Raw genomic sequence first — 21267 nt, 5'->3', positions numbered from 1 at the left:
TAGCCCTTTAATCAAGAAGCAACCAACAGAATTACAACATGACTCAATCTAGTTACAACGCAGATGCCATTGAAGTTCTCAGTGGTCTGGAACCGGTTCGCCGTCGTCCGGGAATGTACACTGATACAACGCGTCCGAACCATTTGGCACAGGAAGTGATCGATAACAGCGTGGATGAAGCTTTGGCCGGTCACGCTAAACATATTGAAGTGATCCTTCATAGCGATCAGTCACTGGAGGTCATTGATGATGGCCGCGGCATGCCGGTTGATATTCATCCAGAAGAAGGCGTTTCAGCGGTTGAGTTGATCCTGAGCCGCTTACATGCCGGTGGTAAATTTTCGAATAAAAACTATCAGTTTTCTGGCGGTCTCCACGGTGTGGGGATCTCGGTGGTTAACGCTTTGTCCAAGCGGATTGAAGTCACTGTTCGCCGCGACAGTCAGATTTATCAGATTGCTTTTGAGAATGGCGATAAAGTGCAGGAACTGACAGTAATCGGAAGTTGTGGTAAACGCAACACCGGTACCAGTGTTCACTTTTGGCCTGATGAAAGTTTCTTTGATAGCCCTCGTTTCTCCGTTTCCCGCTTGGCCCATTTGCTGAAAGCGAAAGCCGTTTTATGTCCGGGAGTGAAAATTGTTTTTAAAGATAAGATCAACGATACCGAACAGAAATGGTGTTATGCCGATGGTCTAACCGACTATTTAATGGCTGCGGTTAATGGCCTGACAACATTGCCGGCAGCGCCTTTTGTCGGTACTTTCAGTGGTGCAACCGAAGCGGTTGACTGGGCGTTACTCTGGTTGCCGGAAGGGGGAGAGCTACTGACTGAAAGTTATGTCAACCTCATCCCGACGATGCAGGGGGGAACACATGTAAACGGGTTGCGTCAGGGATTACTGGATGCGATGCGTGAATTTTGCGAATTCCGCAATATTCTGCCGCGTGGTGTGAAGCTTTCTGCTGATGATATTTGGGATCGCTGTGCTTATGTTCTGTCGGTAAAAATGCAGGACCCGCAATTTGCGGGTCAGACGAAAGAACGCCTCTCTTCGCGCCAATCGGCCGCTTTTGTTTCTGGTGTTGTCAAAGATGCTTTCAGCTTATGGTTAAACCAGAACGTTCAGGAAGCAGAGCAGTTGGCTGAACTGGCGATCGCTAGTGCACAACGTAGAATGCGTGCAGCGAAAAAGGTTGTGCGTAAAAAACTGACCAGTGGCCCGGCATTACCGGGAAAACTGGCTGACTGCACATCACAGGATCTCAATTTTACCGAACTGTTTCTGGTAGAAGGAGATTCTGCGGGGGGATCGGCAAAACAGGCGCGTGACCGTGAATATCAAGCCATTATGCCGCTGAAAGGGAAGATTCTGAATACTTGGGAAGTTTCTTCAGACGAAGTGCTGGCATCACAGGAAGTCCATGATATCTCTGTCGCGATTGGTATCGACCCGGATAGCCACGATCTCAGTCAGTTACGTTATGGCAAAATCTGTATTCTGGCAGACGCAGACTCAGATGGTTTGCATATTGCGACGCTATTGTGTGCCCTGTTTGTCCGCCATTTCCCAACATTGGTTAAGAACGGCCATGTTTATATGGCAATGCCGCCTCTATATCGTATTGATCTAGGTAAAGAAGTGTATTACGCACTGGATGAAGAGGAAAAAAGTGCGGTGTTGGATCGTCTAAGCCGCAAACGGGGTAAGCCTAACGTACAGCGCTTTAAAGGATTGGGTGAGATGAATCCCATGCAACTGCGTGAAACAACGTTAGACCCGAATACCCGTCGTCTGGTGCAGTTGACTATCGATGATGAAAACTACCAGGAAACCTTCTCTATAATGGATATGCTTCTGGCGAAGAAGCGTTCCGAAGATCGCCGTAACTGGCTGCAAGAGAAGGGCGATACGGTAGACATTGAAGTGTAACACCCACAGGGATAGTCAAAAAAGATTCTGAGGAAATTAGCGAATGAGTGAGATAACTCATGATGGCGTGGAGCGTCAGCCGCTCCACTCATTTACTGAAAACGCCTACCTGAACTACTCCATGTACGTCATCATGGATAGGGCGTTGCCTTTTATCGGTGACGGTTTAAAACCGGTTCAGCGCCGTATTGTTTATGCCATGTCAGAACTGGGGTTGAACAATACCGCCAAATTTAAGAAATCCGCTCGTACCGTGGGTGATGTACTGGGTAAATACCATCCACATGGTGATGGCGCCTGTTATGAAGCTATGGTGTTAATGGCGCAGCCATTTTCTTACCGCTATCCTTTAGTGGATGGGCAAGGGAACTGGGGCGCGCCGGATGATCCCAAATCTTTCGCCGCAATGCGTTATACCGAGTCTCGCCTGTCCAAATATGCCGAGTTACTGTTGACTGAGTTAGGGCACGGCACAGTTGATTGGGTGCCAAACTTTGACGGTACGTTGCAGGAACCGAAAATGCTACCGGCGCGTTTGCCAAATATTTTGTTGAATGGCACCACCGGTATTGCGGTGGGGATGGCGACAGATATTCCGCCCCATAACGCGCGTGAAGTGGCGAATGCACTAATCACGCTGCTGGATAAGCCGCAGAGTTCCCTTGATGATCTGATGGAACACGTTAAAGGTCCTGATTATCCGACTGAAGCGGAGATCATCACTTCTCACGAAGATATCCGTAAGATTTATAAAAATGGCCGTGGTTCGGTACGGATGCGAGCTGTTTGGTCAAAAGAAGATGGCAATGTCGTAATCACTGCGCTGCCGCATCAGGTTTCTGGTGCCAAAGTGTTGGAACAGATCGCTAACCAAATGCGGGCTAAAAAGCTGCCTATGGTTGATGACTTACGAGATGAATCTGATCATGAAAATCCAACTCGTCTGGTTATTGTCCCTCGTACAAACCGGGTTGATTTGGAGCAGGTGATGAATCATCTGTTTGCCACTACAGATTTGGAAAAGAGTTATCGTGTCAACCTGAATATGATTGGATTGGATAATCGTCCGACCGTGAAAGGGCTGGTTGAGATCCTCTCTGAATGGTTGGTATTCCGCCGGGAAACAGTTCGTAAGCGTCTGAACCATCGTTTGGAAAAAGTCCTTAAGCGCCTGCATGTGCTGGAAGGCTTACTGATCGCATTTCTCAATATTGATGAAGTCATTCACATTATCCGTAGTGAAGATGAGCCAAAACCGGTATTAATGTCACGTTTTGGTTTAAGTGAGACGCAAACGGAAGCCATTCTTGAGCTGAAATTACGCCACTTAGCGAAACTGGAAGAGGTAAAAATCCGTGGCGAACAGAATGAGCTGGCAAAAGAGCGCGATAAGTTACAGGCGATTTTGGGTTCTGAGCGCAAACTGAATACGCTGTTGAAGAAAGAGATCATGGCTGATGCGGCCACTTATGGTGATGAGCGTCGCTCTCCAATGAGAGAACGTGATGAAGCCAAAGCGATGAGTGAGCATGACATCACACCTTCTGAGCCGGTGACAATCGTATTGTCCGAGATGGGTTGGGTTCGTAGTGCGAAAGGCCACGATATCGATCCGGCCGGGCTGAATTACAAAGCAGGTGATAGTTTCCGTGGTGCGGCTCGTGGTAAGAGCAATCAGCCGGTTGTTTTTATTGATACAACAGGTCGCAGTTACTCGCTTGATTCGCGGGATTTACCTTCTGCCAGAGGGCAGGGGGAACCACTAACGGGTAAATTGACTTTACCCGCGGGGGCAACGGTAGAGCATGTACTGATGGCGCCGGATGAGCAGAAGTTTCTGATGGTCTCTGATGCTGGTTATGGCTTTATCTGTACTTTTAGTGATTTGGTTGCTAAAAATCGAGCAGGTAAGGCACTGATTACATTGCCGGAAAATGCTCGCGTCATGACGCCGCTGGAAATAAATAACCCGCAGGATGATATGCTATTGGCAATTACCAGCGCAGGCCGGATGTTAATGTTCCCGGTTGCAGATTTGCCGCAACTTTCTAAAGGGAAAGGGAATAAGATAATTTCTGTTCAGTCAGCCGCAGAAAATGACCTGTTGAGTTGGTTATTGATACTACCGCCACAATCGTCTATTACACTTTACTTTGGAAAGCGTAAATTGACGCTGCGTCCTGAAGATCTTCAGAAATTCCGTGCAGAACGTGGTCGTAAGGGAACACCTCTGCCTCGTGGGTTGCAGCGTATTGAACGGGTTCAGGTTGAGACCCCACCTTCTGCTACTAACGTAATTAAATAATGGGATTATAAGAGGCGGCTATGTTAGCAATTATTCGCGGCATTATTGTTATTCTGTTTTCGATTGTAGTGTGTGTCTCTGGCGCTATTTACTGTTTATTCAGACCACGTCACCCTGACCATGTTATGGTGTTTGGTAATATGTTTGGTCGGTTGTCAAAAATATTTGGCGTCAAAATTATTGAACGTATTCCTGCTGAAGCCAGGCATTATGGTCCGAGTATCTACATTGGCAACCACCAAAACAACTATGACATGATAACTATGTCCAATGCGGTTCAGCCGGGCACAGTGACAGTCGGTAAAAAAACGTTGGTGCTGATCCCATTTTTTGGTCAGCTTTATTGGTTGGCTGGCAATATTCTGATTGATCGTGCTAACCGCGCCAAAGCACATGGCACGATTACCCAAGTTGTGGAGCAGATTAAAAATCGTCGTCTTTCTGTTTGGATGTTTCCGGAAGGGACACGTAGTCGTGGTCGTGGTTTATTGCCGTTTAAAACTGGCGCTTTTCATGCTGCGATCTCTGCGGGAGTGCCGATTGTCCCGGTCTGCGTTTCTTCCATCACTAATGGACGTATTAAGCTGAATCGTTGGAATAATGGTTCCGTCATTGTTGAAATGTTGCCTCCCATTGATACTTCTGGCTATACCAAAGAGCAGGTGCGTGAGTTGGCAGAATATTGTCATAAGGTGATGAAAGCTAAAATAGATGCATTGGATGAAGAATTGGCTGCAATGGAGAAATAGGGTAAGTACTCATAATCGGTTATTTGAGGCCACTCTATAATAAAATGCGGGCCTGACAAAGGCGATAGCTTTTAAGCGTACTTTAATCCTCACATATTTAGTATATGTGAGGATTTTTGTTCGTTGTCTATGACCACAATTTATTATTAGTTTGAAATGACATGTACTGACGCTGACCGAGAGAGATTCGTGTAATGCATTCAGATAGTTTAATTCCCTCCATATTCGCGTTATGATGAGCGCTTGATAAATAATGTTTTTGTTAAGCGCAATCAAAAGGATAATAAGCTTTAATAACTTCAATAATGAGTTATTCGCTTCCGGGGTGAATGATTGCAGTGTCTCAACTATTTTTGAGACATATAGACCCGGAATTTAATTAGGTTTGTCGCGGAGAAAATATGTCATTTAGTCGGCGCCAATTTATTCAGGTATCAGGCTTGGCGATGTGTATCGGAGCCGCTCCTCTATTGGTTCGAGCCAGCAAAAATCAGCAGACTGCTTTGCCGGTTCCTCCTTTATTGGAATCCCGTGGTGGGCAGCCGTTATTTCTGACTTTACAAAAAGCGCATTGGACTTTTGATGGACAATATAAAACCAGTGTATGGGGAATTAATGGTCAATACCTTGGTCCGACTGTACGGGTTCATAAAAACGATGATGTCAAACTGATATACAGTAATCGGTTAGCGGAGCCGGTTTCGATGACTGTCAGCGGATTACAATTACCGGGTACGTTGACCGGTGGGGTTGCCCGTCAGATTTCTCCGGGGTCTGGCTGGTCGCCAGTGTTGCCTATTCGTCAGCAGGCGGCAACTTGCTGGTATCATGCCAATACACCTAATCGGATGGCACCACATGTTTATAAAGGTTTGGCTGGTATGTGGTTGGTAGAAGATGAAATCAGCCGCCATTTGCCGTTGCCGAAACACTATGGTGTTAATGATTTCCCGGTTATTCTTCAAGATAAACGGTTGGATAACTTTGGAGTTCCTGAGTATCAGCCGGCCTCTGATAGTGGATTTATCGGTAATACTCTGTTAGTTAATGGCGTACAGAATCCTTTTATTGAGGTATCTCGTGGCTGGATCCGTTTACGTTTACTCAATGCATCCAATGCCCGCCGATATCAGTTACAGATTGGTGATGGCCGTCCTTTCTATATGATAGGCACTGATTTGGGGCTGTTACCTGCTCCGATAGCCGTTCAGCAACTCTCCCTTGCGCCAGGAGAACGGCGTGAGGTATTAATTGATATGTCCAAAGAGGATGAAGTTGTTGTTACCGCAGGTGAATCAGCCGGGGTACTTGATAAGTTACGTGGGTTGTTTGAATCCTCTACCGTGTTGATTTCCAGCACTGTTCTGACCATTAAAGCAACCGGTTTATTATCTCTGGTGACAGATAATCTCCCATCTCGTCTGGTTGATGATGTTACACCAGTTTCCAATGCAATCCGTAACCGGGAAATTTATCTTGATGATAATACGCCTGGAATAAACGGTGCGTTATGGGATATGAATCGGGTGGATATTACTAGCCAGCAAGGAACGTGGGAGCGTTGGATCGTAAATGCCTCTGCTCCACAACCATTCCATATTGAAGGTGTGCAGTTTAAGGTGATTAATCACAACGGTGAGGCCCCTCAACCGCAAGATTATGGTTGGAAGGATACAGTTTGGGTTGATGGGCGGGTGGAGTTGCTGGTTTATATGAACCAGCCCTCTTATGAACACTTCCCATTCCTCTATTACAGTCAGATTCTGGAAATGGCCGATCACGGCTCTGTTGGGCAGTTAGTGACTATACCGGCCAATCAATAATGGAAAAAACCAGATGAGTGATAATCGGTAGAACCATGAAAATAGCTCAGCAAAATTGGGGCGCGGCATTGATGCCGCGCACGTTTTAATTCTGTTTTGCCCACTATCACCCTATCAATTTTATCAGCCGTTTTTCAGCACTGATTATTAGCATTATTTTGCTCAAGAAGCTGAATGAATTCACTGAAATCAACGAATATTTCAGGGGTTGGTCCCAGACGTTTACCTATATCTAGCGTAGTCATCGCGGTCAAATCTTCTTTTTCTAGTTTGAAGTCGAACACATCAAAGTTCTCTTTAATTCTCGATAACGTGGTTGATTTTGGGATCACAATCATGCCGTTATCAATGTGCCAGCGGATAACAACCTGCGCGGGTGTTTTGCCATACTTTTGTGACAGATGTTGAACCAGTTGATTATCAAATACGTTTTCACCACCTTGTGCCAGCGGGCTCCAGGATTCGGTAACGATATTATGTGTGGCATGCCAGGCATGAAGCTGACGTTGTTGTAACAGCGGGTGCAACTCAATCTGATTAATGACGGGATGAACGCCGGTTTCATTTATCAGTCGCTGGATATGTTCAGGTTGGAAGTTAGAAACACCGATACTGCGAATAAGCCCCTCTTTCTGTAATTCAATCAATTGTTGCCAGGCACCGACGTATTGATCTTGCGGTGGTGCAGGCCAGTGAATGAGGTAAAGGTCAACATAATCCAGTTGCAACTTTTCCAGACTTTCTGCCAAGGCAGCACGGGCATCAAGGTGTTTGTCATTCCACAATTTAGTTGTAACAAAGATATCTTCACGGGGGATATCTGTTTCTTGTAACGCGTTGCCTACGCCTTTCTCATTGTTGTAGATAGCGGCGGTATCAATTGCCCGATAACCGATATCCAGTGCAGCATGGATTGTTTCTGCTATCTGCTGGTCATCGGCGGCCCATGATCCAAGCCCCAATTGTGGCATGTGATTCCCATCAGCAAGTCTGATAATAGGTTGATTATCCATTACTAACTCCTATAAAAAGATAGACTTAAAATATCAGTTAAAATTATGGCGATTGATATTAAGTTGATATTAAGCGTAATTGAAGGAAGTAATACAATTGGCGTGATCTAAGCCATGTATTGTGATCAGTCCATGGCCAAACACATGAATTAACCGGTTTGGTGGCGCATCGATACCAACAATATCACTTAGTGCTGAGCCCTTAGCCTATACCCGTTATCTTTCAAGTTGCCTCTTTGTTGGCTGCGCTCCCTCACCCCGGTCACATAGTTACCTATGCTCCCGGGGATTCGCTCCCTTGCCGTCGCGATGCATCTTGAAATCCATAGGGTATATATAATATTGGTACATTAAGTTAAGGATAAAAACCCTGCTGCTGTTTGTAAACCATGATGACTTTTATTTACGTTTTATCGCCGATATTTTCTTGTGGCGCCAGTACATTAACAGAGAGGCGCTTAAACCACTTAACAACAGCACTATGGGTAAAATTATCAAAATATTCATCACCAAATCTTGGTGATTTTTAATAAACGGGATCTGATTGAGGAGATAACCAAAACCGACCACGATGACAACCCATAGCAAGCCACTCAACCAGTTAAAAACTTGAAAGCGTTTACTGTTAAGACCGGATATACCAGCCAATGTTGGTAACAGAGTGCGGACAAAAGCCAAAAAACGGCCAATCAGTAACGCGGCCAAACCATGTTTGAAAAACAGCTCGTTAGCTCGTTGGCGATACTGAATAGGAAGTTGTGCCAGCCAATCTTTAACCCGTTTGGTATCACCAAGCCATAACCCTTGAAGATAGCCGAGCCAGCAACCGATACTTGCCGCCGCTGTTAATATAAAAACGGTTGGGATAAAACTCATGACTCCCTTGGCAACTAATGCACCGGTAAGGATTAACAGAGTATCACCAGGCAGAAAAGCGGCAGGTAATAAGCCATTTTCCAGAACCAGTGTCACGAATAGAATGCCATAAATAATCCAGAGAACATCGGGGTTGGCAAGTTTAGAAAAGTCATGCTGCCATAATGCCTGCATGATTTCGTTTAGTACTTCCATTGCTTATCCTGTAACTGTTATACCCGTTATCTTTCAAGTTGCCTCTTTGTTGGCTGCACTCACTCACTCTGGTCACATCGTGATCTATGCTCCCAGGGATTCGCTCCCTTGCCGTCGCGATGCATCTTGAAATCCATAGGGTATATAAAATAAATTTATTTCATCTGTATATATAAAGTCAGTTTACAGTAAAAGCTTTGGCATGGCTTGGCTTTATCCCTTATAAGGGAAAATTAATGGCTGATACTAATGAATCAATTGGGGCACATAACCATCAAATAAAAGTTAAAAAAATAGAAAAGGAGCGATTCATCGCAACCTTTTCAAAGTACATTTTAAGGCTCGCTCATCAAAATCGATGTTAAATTTCATCTAGATTAATTCTGATCTGCTTTGCTGGATTTTTGGTACGCTCACGAACCACATCCAGAATATCCTCATCATTAATAAATTCAGTTAAATGTGGTGAATCAATAGACTCTTTTAAAAGAGAATTCCAATCGTCCGGTGGATGTCCAACGTTAAGCATTTCACCAAATACTTTGTAAGCGTCATGCTTATCACCATATGCTCTTTTTGTTCTCTCGTCATTTACCCAGCCAAAGATAATAATTTTACTTTCGGCGTGGAAACGGAAAAAAAGGCGATATTGTTGGAAAAATTTTGCTCTGAACCAGTGTTTTCTTTTTCCACCCAATGTGTCACCTAAACGAAAGGCTATATTAGCTGGGTCATTGGGAATAATTTCAGTAACGAGTTTTATGATTGCAGCCAGGCGTTTTGTATCATTTTTTTTCAAGTAGTCATTTGGATATTTTTGCTGAAGTTGTACTACCTTATCTATTGCTTGTTTTAATTGTTCTATAAAGCATGGATGAGCAAAAAGAGCCCATCCGTTTATTACACACACTCGATCATACATAGTTCTTTACTCATCGTCAGCAGATAATGGGTTGTTCAGATCTATGTCTATTCCAGCGATAAGTGACTTCGCCCGGTTAATGAGTTGTTCATCTAATTGTTGTACTTGTTCAGGATATTTCTGAATGTCTTTTGCCAGAAAGTTCAGAAATGATTCCATGACAAGATCTTTTTCTTCTTCACTATTTTTACGACTGATAAGTACATCACCGGAAGATAAAATCTTATATGCGATACTGTCATGACCTGGTTTTAGCTTAAGCGCTTTACGAACAGATGTTGGGATGGTTGTCTGGCTGCGACGGGTAAGTTTGGATTCTGCACCAACCTCGAACTCAACACTTGGTAATGCGTGCATATTTCTACCTCGTTATGCTGATTTGAGAATCTGTTCAACGAAGTGTAATGCAAATGCATTGTACTGGCAATATCTATATTATTGTTTCATGTTGACTTCCAAGCGTTAAGTTTTTCAGTTTATTACATTGAATAACAATAAAATTAATCAACCGAAATTCGACTAAATCCCTCTGTGAGATCATCAATCAAATCTTGAACATTTTCCAGCCCGACATGCAGGCGGAACAGGGTGCCCGTTCTTTGTGGCGCACCGTACTGGCGCATCATTTTTATCTCTTCTGGTTGATAACCTAGGATCAGGGATTCAAAACCGCCCCATGAGAATGCCATTTTAAAATGGTGAAAATTATCCAGGTAATCCGTAAATTGCTGTGGGGTTAATTTCTCTTTCAATTGAAAAGAGAACAAGCCATTACTGCCACTGAAATCACGGATGAAATTCTTGTGGCCGGGGCAGGAAGGCAGAGCCGGATGATAGACTGCGGCGACTTCGGTTCGCTGTTGCAGCCAGCGTGCGATTTCAATACTGCTTTTTTCATGCTGTTTCAGGCGAATAGCTAAAGTCCGTAATCCACGACTGGCCATATAAACTGTATCGGCATCTGCCATTTGTCCCATCAAATAGGAACTCTCTCGCAGTTGTACACAACAGCGTTCATTAGCCACAGCAATACCTAACATTGCGTCTGAATGACCAATAATATATTTGGTGCCTGATTGAATCGAAATATCGATGCCGAATTCTAGCGCTTTAAACAGCACACCTGCTGCCCAAGTATTATCGAGCATGATGACAATATCTGGATTGACGCGCCGTACCGCACGGATAATAGCGGGAATATCCTGTACTTCCATCGTGATGGAGCCTGGAGATTCAAGAAACACCACTTTGGTATTGGGCTTAATCAGATCAGCAATTTCTTCGCCAATCATGGGATCGAAATAATCGGTGGTAATATTCATCCGTGACAATATTTTGTCACAGAAACTTTGCGTCGGGTCATAAGCTGAACCGGTTAATAGAATATGATCACCGGCGGCGGCAAAAGCGAGAATGGTATGACTAATCGCGGCAGCACCAGAAGGGTAAAGCATACAGCCGGCGCCACCTTCCAGTTCAGCCATTGCTGTTTGAAAAGAGAAATGAGTCTGTGTCCCACGGCGGCCATAAAACAGTTCGCTCTTGTCCCGGTTTTGCGTCGCATGTCTTTTGGCGGCGACAGAATCGAAGATCACCGATGATGTTCGTTGAATGATGGGATTGACTGCGCCTTGAGTAAATTTTTGGCTTCTACCAGCATTGACCAGTGAAGTTTCCAGTTTTTTTTCTGCCATGATCCGTTGCTACCTTAGAACACTTCAATTTTTGAAATGGTGTAAAAAAATAGAGTTAACACGTTAAAAGATTTAGACCTTTTTGTACAAAGGGATTAGAACAACTTGACGAAAATTCATCTCATTACCTGTGAGTAGGGGGTGTTTAACTTTATTTTGTGAAGGGGTAATACTTTTTTATTAAACAATAATGATAATTACTATCAAATCACTTAAGGTTTGATATTATCAGCCTGCATGTTCATTCAATCTGGTGAAGATGAGCAAAGACTCAGTATAAATAAGGTTAGTGAGATGACGAAAAGTAATTCACTGCTAAATAACAAGGTTTATAGCAAAGGGAGTAAAGGCCAACTGATGCGAAATTTGACTGCTTCAATAATATTAGCGCTCGGGCTGGCAGGTTCGGCATTGGCTGATACAGCACCAGCATCTGCAACAGAGACCAATAACACGGCGAAAACCGTACAGATTGCAGGGGCTATTCCGGCATCCCCCCCGGCGGTGACGGATGCAACTGCACCACCTGCAAATCAGATTGCGCTGCAAACGGCATCTGCGACGGAAGGCACCCAAGTGACGCCGGTTGCAACGGATGAGATTGCACCTAAAGTTCCTGCTGATGAAGCCAGCCTTTCCAGTGGCTTTGCTACTGATCTGTCTATTTGGGGGATGTATCAGAACGCTGATGTTGTGGTTAAGACTGTGATGATTGGCTTGGTGATTGCTTCTGTTATTACTTGGGCTCTGTTCTTCTCAAAAGGTACTGAACTGATAGCGGCTGGCCGTCGTTTACGTAAAGAGCAATTCGCTTTAACGGACGTGAATAGCCTTGATCAGGCTACGGAAATTGCCGAAGGTTTCAGCAAACACAGTATCAGCCGCTTGTTGCTGAGTGAAGTACAGGCAGAACGTCAATTATCTTCTGAGAGCACTGATTTGAATAGCACGAAAGAGCGTGCCGCTTTCCGTTTGGAACGTTCCGTTGCGGCTATCAGCCGTCATATGGGGCGTGGTAATGGCTATCTGGCAACCATTGGGGCGATTTCTCCTTTCGTTGGTCTGTTTGGTACGGTGTGGGGCATCATGAATAGCTTTATTGGTATTGCCCACTCACAGACAACTAACCTCGCGGTTGTGGCGCCGGGTATTGCGGAGGCCTTGTTAGCGACAGCACTTGGTTTGGTCGCAGCGATCCCTGCCGTTGTGATTTATAACATCTTCGCCCGTGTGATCGTTGCTTACCGGGGTCGGGTTGGTGACATGGCGGCACAGTCAATATTACTGCTTGGCCGTGATCTGGATTTAGCAAATAGCAAGACAAGGTGATTTATGGCAATACGTCTTAATGAAGATCTGGATGATAGTGGCGAATTGCATGAAATCAACGTCACACCATTTATTGACGTGATGTTGGTGTTGTTGATTATCTTCATGGTAGCAGCACCACTGGCAACCGTTGATATTAAAGTGGATTTACCTGCTTCATCGGCAAAACCGCAGCCGCGTCCAGAAAAACCGGTATTCTTGACGGTTAAAGCTGATCGCCAGCTTTATGTCGGAGATCAACAGGTCGATTATGATACTTTGGCGACGGTATTGGATCAGACGACCCAATCCAATAAAGAGACAACCATTTTCTTTCAGGCTGATAAAACCGTGGATTATGAAACACTAATGAGTGTGATGGATTCTTTGCGTAAATCGGGCTATCTGAAAGTGGGCTTGGTAGGGATGGAAGCGGTTTCATCAGATTAATTGTCACTGATTCTTCCATTGAAGAACCGCGCTGGAAAGCGCGGTTGAGTGATCCCCATTCGTTCGGCAACCTGGGTGCTGTTTAATCCTGCCTGATTACGCATGTTAAGAAGAAGCTCCTTCAACTCCTCTTCTTTTTTCTCAGCCATATAAAGGGTGTGAACTTCTGGATCAGCAAGCAGTTCAGCTTTAACGTCGGAATATGGGACACCTTTAATGCTCATCATTCAACTCCTCAAGCCTCTTTAAGGCTATGGCTATTTCGGTAGGGGGTGTTTCTACTGGTTAATACCGTGATACCAGTTATCTTCTGGCTGGTGGCAATCTATCGCAAAAGATAGCTTGGGCACAGTGTGTAAAATCATATTTGCTTGTGGCTCTTTGGATTAAACAGAACCCACAGCGCGGCTAATAATGCGCATCCTCCGCCGCTGAAAGCGACGCCATACCAAGAAAAATGCCATGCTGCGACAGCTCCCAAAGAGGAACCTATTGCGCCACCGGCGAAATAGCAGGTCATAAATATGGTATTAAGCCGACTACGGGCATCAGGTAATAATGTATATAACCGTATTTGATTTGCCACTAAACCCGCTCTGCTGCCAAGATCTAACAGAATAATACCAACGAATAAAAATAGAATACTGTGGCTCGTGCCGCTAATTAGGCACAAGGCTAGTGTTACTAATAAAGCGCCTGCGGCAACAATGGCCTTTCCACCGAAGCGATCTGTCAACGAACCTATTATGGGTGAAGCTAGCATTCCTACAATGCCCGTCAAACCAAAAAGACCTGTAATATCACTCCCCCATCCGTAAGGTGGTTGGGAAAGTAATAAGGCCAGCGAGCCCCATAGCGTATTAAAAGCGGCGAACAGGAGAAAACCGGATAATGCGGCCTCACGCAAAAGGGGTTGTTGTTTTACTAATTTACCGAGTGAAATAAGAAGTTGGCCGTAAGTCATCGTGTGTGGTGTTTCTATTTCTGGCAACACAAACCAGACCAGAAAAAATAGGCATATATCGATTAAAGCGGCCAATATAAACATTTCACGCCAGCCGAAATGCTCTCCGACTGCACCACTCAATGCCCTGGCAAGCAGTGCTCCGGCAAAAAGGCCACTCATCAGACTTCCTACCGCTCGGCCACGCTTTTCTGGTATTACCCAGCCGGATACGGCGGGAATAATGATTTGTGCTGAAATAGAAGTTAGCCCCACAATCAGGCTACTTGCCAGAAGATATGTAAAATTTGGTGCTGTGGCACATAAGATAAGGCTGATTATATTGCCGATTAAGAGGCAGAAAATCAGTTTGCGACGGCTTAGCGTATCTCCAAGTGGCCCAAAAAAGAGAAGCCCCGCCGCATAGCCAATCTGCGTTAGTGTCGCGATCCAGCCGGATATTGAACCATTAACGTTAAAACTTGTCCCAATTATTGGCAGTAATGGTTGATTATAATAAATATTCGCTACAGCAAAACCACAAGCAGCGGATAATAAGATAAGAGAAACGGAAGAAATAGGATTTGGTTTTATTGCTGTATTTGACATGGGAACTCTCAGCATTTGGCCGGAATTATGATGAAATGATTTTGGCATTATCTTGAGAGCGTGGGAATAAAGAGAGCGAACGAAATTGTTTTGCATAGAATGCAAAAATGATAGCGCTACCAGATGTTGCGTATTATTTATAATATATGAAATGTATAGGTAAAAATTGCGATGAAAGATTTATTACGTACCGATATGCTAACAACATTCATTCATGTTGTCCGCTCACAGAGTTTTTCTGCCGTTGCTCGTTTGCAAGGTATGGCTGCATCCTCTATCACACGTCAGATAGACAACCTTGAACAGGTGTTAGAGACAAAACTATTCTTTCGCTCTACCCGCGGTTTATCGCTGACTGACGCAGGGGAGATTTTGTTTTCAAGGGCGCAAGGTATTATCAATGATCTTGTTGATGTTCAGGCTGAGTTAGCGGCGTTGAATGGCGAACCGCAAGGGGCATTACGTGTAGCTTGCCTGCCAACGTTTGGGCGTCAACATATTATTCCGATGCTAGCAGAACTATTCACTCGATATCCTAAAATTCGGGTTGAACTTGATCAAACAGAACGTTTGACTGATCCGGTCAGGGATCGTCTCGATATAGTTATTCGTATTGGTGAGTTAAAGGACAGCACACTTTATTCCAAACGTATCGCCACACAAACTTGGATTATTTGTGCCAGCCCAGGCTATATTCAAAGGCATGGAACACCGACAATACTTACTGAACTGGGTGAGCACTATTTGCTTGATAAACATCATGACCCCGCAGGTATTTGCTGGTCACGCTATCGCAGTGTTATTAACTTCAACGATGATAACAGGATCTTTCGCAGTGATGACTTTGAAACATTGAGAATGGCCGCAGTGAGTGGATTTGGAATAGCGCTTCTGCCTAATTGGGCGGTATCAGCAGATATTCGTTCTGAAAAACTTATTCCTCTATTTGATGATCCAGATGGACGTAAAGAAGATATTTATTTACTGCGGGCGCTTGCTCACCCGCCAGCAAAATTAACCGTATTTATGTCGTTATTGCAAAAGAGGCTTGCCAAGACGATCTAATCTTGGCAGAAAGATAATTAAACCCTTTCAATGATCATTGCGATGCCTTGCCCAACACCAATGCACATGGTACATAAAGCCAATTTTCCTTGTTGCCGATGTAGTTGATAGACCGCATTTGCCAAAATTCTCCCCCCAGATGCCCCTAGTGGGTGGCCTAGAGAAATAGCTCCTCCATTACAGTTAACATGAGGAGCATCCCATCGAATATTAAATTCTTTCATTACGGCTAGGGCTTGTGCAGCAAATGCTTCATTGATTTCGATAATATCCATATCTTCAATTTTTGCTTTGGACATAGCTAAGGCTTTTTTGACTGCGGGAACTGGTCCTATTCCCATAATTTCAGGGTGAACTCCTGCTGTTGCTGTAACAAGAATTTTTGCTAGAGGTTTTAGCTGATATTTATCACATGCTATTTTGCTGGCAATCAATAGGGCACTGGCACCATCATTAATTCCAGAGGAGTTTCCAGCAGTAATTGTTCCCTCTTTTTTCACGATTGGCCGTAATGTGGTTAGTGCCTCTAATGATGTTTGCCTTGGATGTTCGTCTTTGGAAAAGATCATTGTATCACTGGCTTTTCCTGGAAGAATAACGGGGATAATCTCATCCTTGAAAAATCCATTCTCCTGTGCGAGTGATGTTCGTAGTTGACTTTGTAAAGCAAATTTATCCTGCTCCTGTCTTGAAATAGAGTAACGTTCAGCAAGATTTTCTGCGGTTTCAGGCATTGTGTGGACACCATATATTGCTTTCATTCGAGGGTTGATAAACCTCCATCCCATCGTTGTGTCTTCAATTTCCATATTTCTGGCAAAGCTTTTATGTGCTTTCCCCATGACATAGGGAGCTCTTGTCATGCTTTCTACTCCCCCTGCAATTATTAAATCTGCTTCACCTGATTTGATGGTTCTTGCCGCCATAGCAACAGCGTCAAGCCCAGATCCACAGAGTCTGTTGATGGTTGTACCAGGTACTTGTTCAGACAAGCCAGCCAGCAGTAATGCCATTCGTGCGACATTGCGATTATCTTCTCCAGATTGATTTGCACATCCAAGAATTACGTCATTAATGTATATACTTTCTAATTGGGGATGTCTTGTCAAAAGCCCTTGAATAGTTAGTGCTGCTAGATCATCGGCACGGACCTGAGATAATGATCCATCATATTTTCCAAATGGGGTTCTTACTGCATCACATATATAAGCTTCTATCATAATTATTTTCTTCAATTTATATAGCTTTACGACTATAGCTATAGAAAGGTGGTTTATTGATTAGCTAACTAAGCATTTGGCTACATGGTTTTCAATTATTGGTGATGGAATAAATTCCTGTTCAATAAGATAATCAATATAAGTTTTTAGCAGGTCGTATTTAACCATTGGGAAGTTAATAGTTTCTTTTCTGCAAATTTTATCTGTCTGTTCATAGTGAAATTTCTTAATTTCACGACCAAAACGCAAGATCTTTTCGTGAGCTTCAGGAACACCGTAAAGAGAAAAAAGCCTGTATAGTGGGCTATTTTCACCATCTTGCAGTAATTTTTTCTGCCATTCATAGAATTCTAAAAACTCGATCCTATAACCGTAGCTCTTTAACCAATTTATGATTTCGCTCCAGTGGATTAATTCCTTATAGTTAAATAGATTGAAGACATGTCCTCCCTCCTTAGAAAATATTGGTAGGTTCATGAATTCAACTGTTTTATCTATTGGTGTAAGATTAATAGTACGATTCAGAATCGGGGCATATCCCATTTGGATACAACTTTTAATAAAAAGCATGAACTGATTATCTTTATATAGTGAAATCCCTGTTTTACTGTGACCTGAAACGTAGCCTAGACGAAAAATATTTGTTTTACCACCACTGTTATGATGCTCTCTTAAAATCTTTTCAGCTTCCCATTTAGATAAAAGATATCCCATATCTGAAAATAGTGGTTTGCTATCAGGAAAGTTCTCAACATATTCTCCGTTACTATCCAGAGCTACTGCTGATCCTAGGGTGGAAACAAAATTTACTATTTTATTTTTCCCTATTTTAGATAGTTCCACGATGTCTCTAACACTATCAACATTAGCGCTTTTAAGAGTGTCATAAGGCTTGATATGGTTCACTCTCGCTGCGATATGATGGATAATATCAATTTCATTTGATAAATATATCCATATTTCAGGAGCAAGGCCAAGATTGGGTTTTGTAATGTCTCCTTCTATTATTTCTACCTTTGATGAATCTCTTAGGTTGTATTTATATTCTATCGAGAATTTTTTGTATGCATCCTCAATCCTTCTGATTGGATTGAGGCTATCAACCTTGCGAATTATGACAAAGATCTTACCGTATGATCTTGTTTTTATTAATTCGTCAAGCATGTATGCACCGATAAAGCCTGTTGCTCCGGTTAATAAAACATTTTGCTCTTTCATAATCACTTCCTCACTATACGTAACTCTCTATAATCTATTCTTTTTTTTATTTTTTGAATATGTATTTTATGTATAAGTGATTTGCGAAAAATGCAAATCTGCATTGAGCTAATTTTGGAGGTTATTAGATTATTGTTTGGTAATCTTTTGTTATCAGTTATCAGTTATCAGTTATCAGTTATCAGTTATCAGTTATCAGTTATCAGTTATCATATTAATATTGCGATTTATATTGATATGGAGAAGTAGCGTTGTGATTTTTATTTATTTTACCCTATAAAATTAGAACAATTCGGACAATTATCTATTATCGACCGGATTAAACCCTATATTATTGAACATTTTTTCTGAAAAATACTTTATAATCCTAAAAAGAAAAATAACACAGAAAGCTTTGTTTAAATATGTTTGTAAAAAGTTGGAAACGGGCGGTTATGTGACTAAGAATTTTTATTCTTTACTGATTAAATGAGAAGTTATTGTATCAACTCTATTGGGAGAGGGAACTGTATTACCACATACATTGGGATTATTGGTGCAATAAAACCGTGGTGGTAACAATATTGGTCCCGGACGGCATTGAGTGGAACAAAGAGAAAATAGAGATGGCAAATATTATTTACTGCGGGCGCTTGCTCGCCCGCTAGCAAAATTAACCGTATTTATGTCGTTATTGAAAAAGAGGTTTGTTGAGATTATTTAGTCGAATTCTCCTGATTATATATTAATGATTTTATGCGATATTATTTAATATAACTCACTCACTATATGATTTTATTGGGTGTTTTTTACTGTTGTTATTAATATCAACTTCTTATTGAAGTATAGGTTATTTGGTGATTATTTTGTTAAATAAACCACAGAATCGATTATTGTCAGAAATAATTATATCTATGTGATTGTTAATTGATGTAATAAATTAAAATTAATAGGCGGTAATTTTAAAGTACAGCTAAAAATAATATTTAACTATTCTCTAACCATTCGGTTCATTTATTATTGTTGAGTTGTCAGAAAGATATACTTATTCTTTTATATCACTTTGTTTATAGCAATATCATTATTAATGAATATAGAGGTTTATTATGACTAAAATTTTTTCATTCAATAAAAATCGTCGAGATTTATTGGCAGGGCACCACTCATTGCTTAAAGAGGTTAATGGTGTCAATGGTGTTCCTAAATCTTTGGTCCCTGGCTTCCCTGATTTAGATGATCAATTTAATCAGATGGGAATTACCCATATTCGGCTTCATGATGGTTTTGGTATTGGGGATATGGATAATTATTTCCAAGTGGATAGAGTCAATGATCGCAATCAAATTATTGTCAATGTCCCAGAAGAAAATAAACCTGCGGCTAAAAAATTGCTTACTGATATTGCAAATATCAGAAGCCTTTTTCCCAATGCGGCTGCCGGGATGAGAAATAATGATATTAGTCTTGCATTAAAGGAGGCTAATTATAAAATGACTGATGCTTATCTGCGCGATATTATGAACAATCAAGCTGAGCTAAACCCGGATAATATTCATCGACAAATCATGTTTCGTATTGGACGTACCGGTGACGGTGGTTATGAAATGCCAGAAGATTTTGATATTTATGCAATATTAGTCAGCACGTTGGTGAATCGCTACGCATTAAACTATGCCAGAATCGGTTTGCCAAGGAAAATAACCTATTGGCAGGTTTGGAATGAACCTGATTTAATTTTTTTCTGGAATAGTAATGATCCTGAAAAATATTATGAATTATATGCCAAAATTGCAAGAATAATTAAAGCTGTTGACCCTGATGCTAAAGTCGGTGGTGCTGGTATTGGGTTTGTTGATAGAGCACAAGAAGATTATCTTGATGGTTTTTTACGGTATTGCAGAGATAATAACGTACCATTAGATTTCTTTTCCTGGCATGGGTACGTTGAAACTGGAGACCCACAAAACATTATTGATGTGGGGAATAAGGTTCAAAAAGGTTTGCATACTTATGGTTTTACCGGTACAGAAAGTTTTTGTACTGAATGGAATTCTTGTCCTATTGGGACAAAAAATACATATACAAAAGTGCAAGGTATTAAAAATGCGGCATATATCGCTTCCACGTTTATTTATATGCAATATATAAAAGTCGATAGAGCTTATTATTATCGAGGAGATGGCTCATCTTTTGGTTTGTTTAACAACCAGCCCAATCCTAAAAATCCAAGTGTTAAAAACTTCTGTACCTATTCAGCTCAATCTTTTTACCTGTTTGGCAAAATGTTCGAAACACCTTGTATTTTACGTGGTAATAAGGATTTTTCTACAGGCTTAACTGTTTTGGCAGCCGAGAATACCGAAGGAAATAAAATAAATATCCTTGCCGCAAATTATAAAGTCGATAAGAGTCTTGCCGATGGTAATGCAGCCCCTGATTATTTATATCAACAATACTATTTGGATACCAGCCGAACACTGAATCAATTAACGGATACTTGGAGTAAGAATAAATGGTTTGGTGGCGTTGATCCGACAACCGTTCACGTTGATAACGCGGTAGTACAACATGAACCTGTTAAGCCATTTCCGGATAATAATATGTTGAGAGCTAAAAATCGTGATTATGCTGATAGCGACCAAGGTGTTACCGTGGTAATTAATCATATAGGTTATAAAAAATTTAAAGTCAAAGCATTCCGTATTCAAGAAGGTGGATCGCTAGCAAAAATGACACCACCGGAAGTGACTAACCAGATTAATGTGTCTATAGCTAATAATAAATTAACGCTAGTGGATAAGGGAGCGAAGCCTGCAACGGTAACATTATATTCATTAGAGCTAGATGATAATTGACTTTATATGCAATAGAAATATTATAGTAAATTATCTCCCCCGATCAATTAATCAATGAAAAATAGAATTATTTTAATCTGATAGGCTCTGAAAAGAGCCATTTTGATAG

Annotated in this window: 17 protein-coding genes; 8 read left to right on the top strand and 9 right to left on the bottom strand. The window is 42.1% G+C overall.

The features are described 5' to 3' along the window. The first annotated feature begins 38 nt into the window (after positions 1–38). The 4 genes from parE to ftsP all read left to right on the top strand — a co-directional run bounded on the left by parE (position 39) and on the right by ftsP (position 6811). Complete coding sequence (parE, locus tag AAC155_RS12190; RefSeq protein WP_113042383.1) at positions 39–1934, top strand: DNA topoisomerase IV subunit B; 1896 nt, start codon at positions 39–41, stop codon at positions 1932–1934. A gap of 43 nt (positions 1935–1977) precedes the next feature. Beyond that, positions 1978–4239: a DNA topoisomerase IV subunit A gene (gene parC, locus AAC155_RS12185; RefSeq protein WP_113042380.1), complete on the top strand. Its 2262-nt coding sequence runs from the start codon at positions 1978–1980 to the stop codon at positions 4237–4239. 20 nt (positions 4240–4259) lie between these two features. After that, entirely contained in the window at positions 4260–4988 is a 729-nt protein-coding gene (locus AAC155_RS12180; RefSeq protein ID WP_113042377.1) for a 1-acylglycerol-3-phosphate O-acyltransferase, read from the top strand. 401 nt (positions 4989–5389) lie between these two features. Continuing rightward, complete coding sequence (gene ftsP, locus AAC155_RS12175; protein WP_113042375.1) at positions 5390–6811, top strand: cell division protein FtsP; 1422 nt, start codon at positions 5390–5392, stop codon at positions 6809–6811. A gap of 134 nt (positions 6812–6945) precedes the next feature. Here ftsP and dkgA read toward each other — a convergent pair whose 3' ends face one another. The 5 genes from dkgA to metC all read right to left on the bottom strand — a co-directional run bounded on the left by dkgA (position 6946) and on the right by metC (position 11511). Then, positions 6946–7824 (bottom strand): 2,5-didehydrogluconate reductase DkgA, encoded by an 879-nt coding sequence (dkgA, locus tag AAC155_RS12170; RefSeq protein ID WP_113042373.1) that lies wholly within the window; start codon positions 7822–7824, stop codon positions 6946–6948. A 399-nt stretch (positions 7825–8223) separates the two neighbouring features. Further along, a complete protein-coding gene (locus tag AAC155_RS12165; protein ID WP_113042371.1) occupies positions 8224–8895 on the bottom strand; it encodes a DedA family protein in 672 nt (223 codons plus the stop codon). A gap of 361 nt (positions 8896–9256) precedes the next feature. After that, the gene (locus tag AAC155_RS12160) at positions 9257–9817 is read right to left on the bottom strand and encodes a type II toxin-antitoxin system YhaV family toxin (protein WP_228901901.1); all 561 of its coding nucleotides are present in this window, start codon (positions 9815–9817) and stop codon (positions 9257–9259) included. A gap of 6 nt (positions 9818–9823) precedes the next feature. Next, complete coding sequence (locus AAC155_RS12155) at positions 9824–10174, bottom strand: type II toxin-antitoxin system PrlF family antitoxin (RefSeq protein ID WP_112878296.1); 351 nt, start codon at positions 10172–10174, stop codon at positions 9824–9826. A gap of 143 nt (positions 10175–10317) precedes the next feature. Next, a complete protein-coding gene (gene metC / locus AAC155_RS12150) occupies positions 10318–11511 on the bottom strand; it encodes a cystathionine beta-lyase (RefSeq protein WP_113042369.1) in 1194 nt (397 codons plus the stop codon). Between the two features lie 357 nt (positions 11512–11868). Between metC and exbB the strand changes: the two genes are divergently transcribed. Both exbB and exbD read left to right on the top strand, forming a co-directional pair. After that, positions 11869–12840: a tonB-system energizer ExbB gene (gene exbB / locus AAC155_RS12145; RefSeq protein ID WP_113042471.1), complete on the top strand. Its 972-nt coding sequence runs from the start codon at positions 11869–11871 to the stop codon at positions 12838–12840. A gap of 3 nt (positions 12841–12843) precedes the next feature. Continuing rightward, on the top strand, positions 12844–13269 hold the full coding sequence (gene exbD, locus AAC155_RS12140; RefSeq protein ID WP_113042367.1) for a TonB system transport protein ExbD: 426 nt from the start codon (positions 12844–12846) through the stop codon (positions 13267–13269). Here exbD and AAC155_RS12135 read toward each other — a convergent pair. Beyond that, positions 13266–13493 (bottom strand): hypothetical protein, encoded by a 228-nt coding sequence (locus AAC155_RS12135; RefSeq protein WP_228901905.1) that lies wholly within the window; start codon positions 13491–13493, stop codon positions 13266–13268. The two genes, exbD and AAC155_RS12135, sit on opposite strands and share 4 nt — an antisense overlap. A 137-nt stretch (positions 13494–13630) precedes the next feature. Next, positions 13631–14821, bottom strand: a complete 1191-nt coding sequence (locus AAC155_RS12130) for an MFS transporter (RefSeq protein ID WP_228901907.1) — start codon at positions 14819–14821, stop codon at positions 13631–13633. A gap of 171 nt (positions 14822–14992) precedes the next feature. Between AAC155_RS12130 and AAC155_RS12125 the strand changes: the two genes are divergently transcribed. Next, positions 14993–15886 (top strand): LysR family transcriptional regulator, encoded by an 894-nt coding sequence (locus tag AAC155_RS12125; protein WP_113042361.1) that lies wholly within the window; start codon positions 14993–14995, stop codon positions 15884–15886. Between the two features lie 17 nt (positions 15887–15903). On the opposite strand, the gene pcaF is transcribed toward AAC155_RS12125, so the two are convergent. Both pcaF and AAC155_RS12115 read right to left on the bottom strand, forming a co-directional pair. Further along, positions 15904–17106 carry a 3-oxoadipyl-CoA thiolase gene (pcaF, locus tag AAC155_RS12120; protein ID WP_113042359.1) on the bottom strand — a complete coding sequence of 401 codons (1203 nt, stop codon included), beginning with the start codon at positions 17104–17106 and terminating at the stop codon, positions 15904–15906. Positions 17107–17166: 60 nt separating this feature from the next. Next, on the bottom strand, positions 17167–18324 hold the full coding sequence (locus AAC155_RS12115) for a thioester reductase domain-containing protein (RefSeq protein ID WP_105398999.1): 1158 nt from the start codon (positions 18322–18324) through the stop codon (positions 17167–17169). 1085 nt (positions 18325–19409) lie between these two features. On the opposite strand from AAC155_RS12115, the gene AAC155_RS12110 reads away from it, so the two are divergent. Next, positions 19410–21158: a GH39 family glycosyl hydrolase gene (locus tag AAC155_RS12110; protein WP_113042357.1), complete on the top strand. Its 1749-nt coding sequence runs from the start codon at positions 19410–19412 to the stop codon at positions 21156–21158. Positions 21159–21267 lie beyond the last annotated feature (109 nt).

Origin of the sequence: Photorhabdus sp. HUG-39 (genome assembly GCF_963878365.1) — a bacterium.
Taxonomy (GTDB): Bacteria; Pseudomonadota; Gammaproteobacteria; order Enterobacterales; family Enterobacteriaceae; genus Photorhabdus; species Photorhabdus kayaii.
This window is presented reverse-complemented; position numbering and strand designations above follow the sequence as displayed.

Coding starts and splice junctions, on each gene's coding strand:
- parE (WP_113042383.1), top strand. CDS start 39: ATGACTCAATCTAGTTACAACGCAGATGCCATTGAAGTTCTCAGTGGT.
- parC (WP_113042380.1), top strand. CDS start 1,978: ATGAGTGAGATAACTCATGATGGCGTGGAGCGTCAGCCGCTCCACTCA.
- AAC155_RS12180 (WP_113042377.1), top strand. CDS start 4,260: ATGTTAGCAATTATTCGCGGCATTATTGTTATTCTGTTTTCGATTGTA.
- ftsP (WP_113042375.1), top strand. CDS start 5,390: ATGTCATTTAGTCGGCGCCAATTTATTCAGGTATCAGGCTTGGCGATG.
- dkgA (WP_113042373.1), bottom strand. CDS start 7,824: ATGGATAATCAACCTATTATCAGACTTGCTGATGGGAATCACATGCCA.
- AAC155_RS12165 (WP_113042371.1), bottom strand. CDS start 8,895: ATGGAAGTACTAAACGAAATCATGCAGGCATTATGGCAGCATGACTTT.
- AAC155_RS12160 (WP_228901901.1), bottom strand. CDS start 9,817: ATGTATGATCGAGTGTGTGTAATAAACGGATGGGCTCTTTTTGCTCAT.
- AAC155_RS12155 (WP_112878296.1), bottom strand. CDS start 10,174: ATGCACGCATTACCAAGTGTTGAGTTCGAGGTTGGTGCAGAATCCAAA.
- metC (WP_113042369.1), bottom strand. CDS start 11,511: ATGGCAGAAAAAAAACTGGAAACTTCACTGGTCAATGCTGGTAGAAGC.
- exbB (WP_113042471.1), top strand. CDS start 11,869: ATGCGAAATTTGACTGCTTCAATAATATTAGCGCTCGGGCTGGCAGGT.
- exbD (WP_113042367.1), top strand. CDS start 12,844: ATGGCAATACGTCTTAATGAAGATCTGGATGATAGTGGCGAATTGCAT.
- AAC155_RS12135 (WP_228901905.1), bottom strand. CDS start 13,493: ATGAGCATTAAAGGTGTCCCATATTCCGACGTTAAAGCTGAACTGCTT.
- AAC155_RS12130 (WP_228901907.1), bottom strand. CDS start 14,821: ATGTCAAATACAGCAATAAAACCAAATCCTATTTCTTCCGTTTCTCTT.
- AAC155_RS12125 (WP_113042361.1), top strand. CDS start 14,993: ATGAAAGATTTATTACGTACCGATATGCTAACAACATTCATTCATGTT.
- pcaF (WP_113042359.1), bottom strand. CDS start 17,106: ATGATAGAAGCTTATATATGTGATGCAGTAAGAACCCCATTTGGAAAA.
- AAC155_RS12115 (WP_105398999.1), bottom strand. CDS start 18,324: ATGAAAGAGCAAAATGTTTTATTAACCGGAGCAACAGGCTTTATCGGT.
- AAC155_RS12110 (WP_113042357.1), top strand. CDS start 19,410: ATGACTAAAATTTTTTCATTCAATAAAAATCGTCGAGATTTATTGGCA.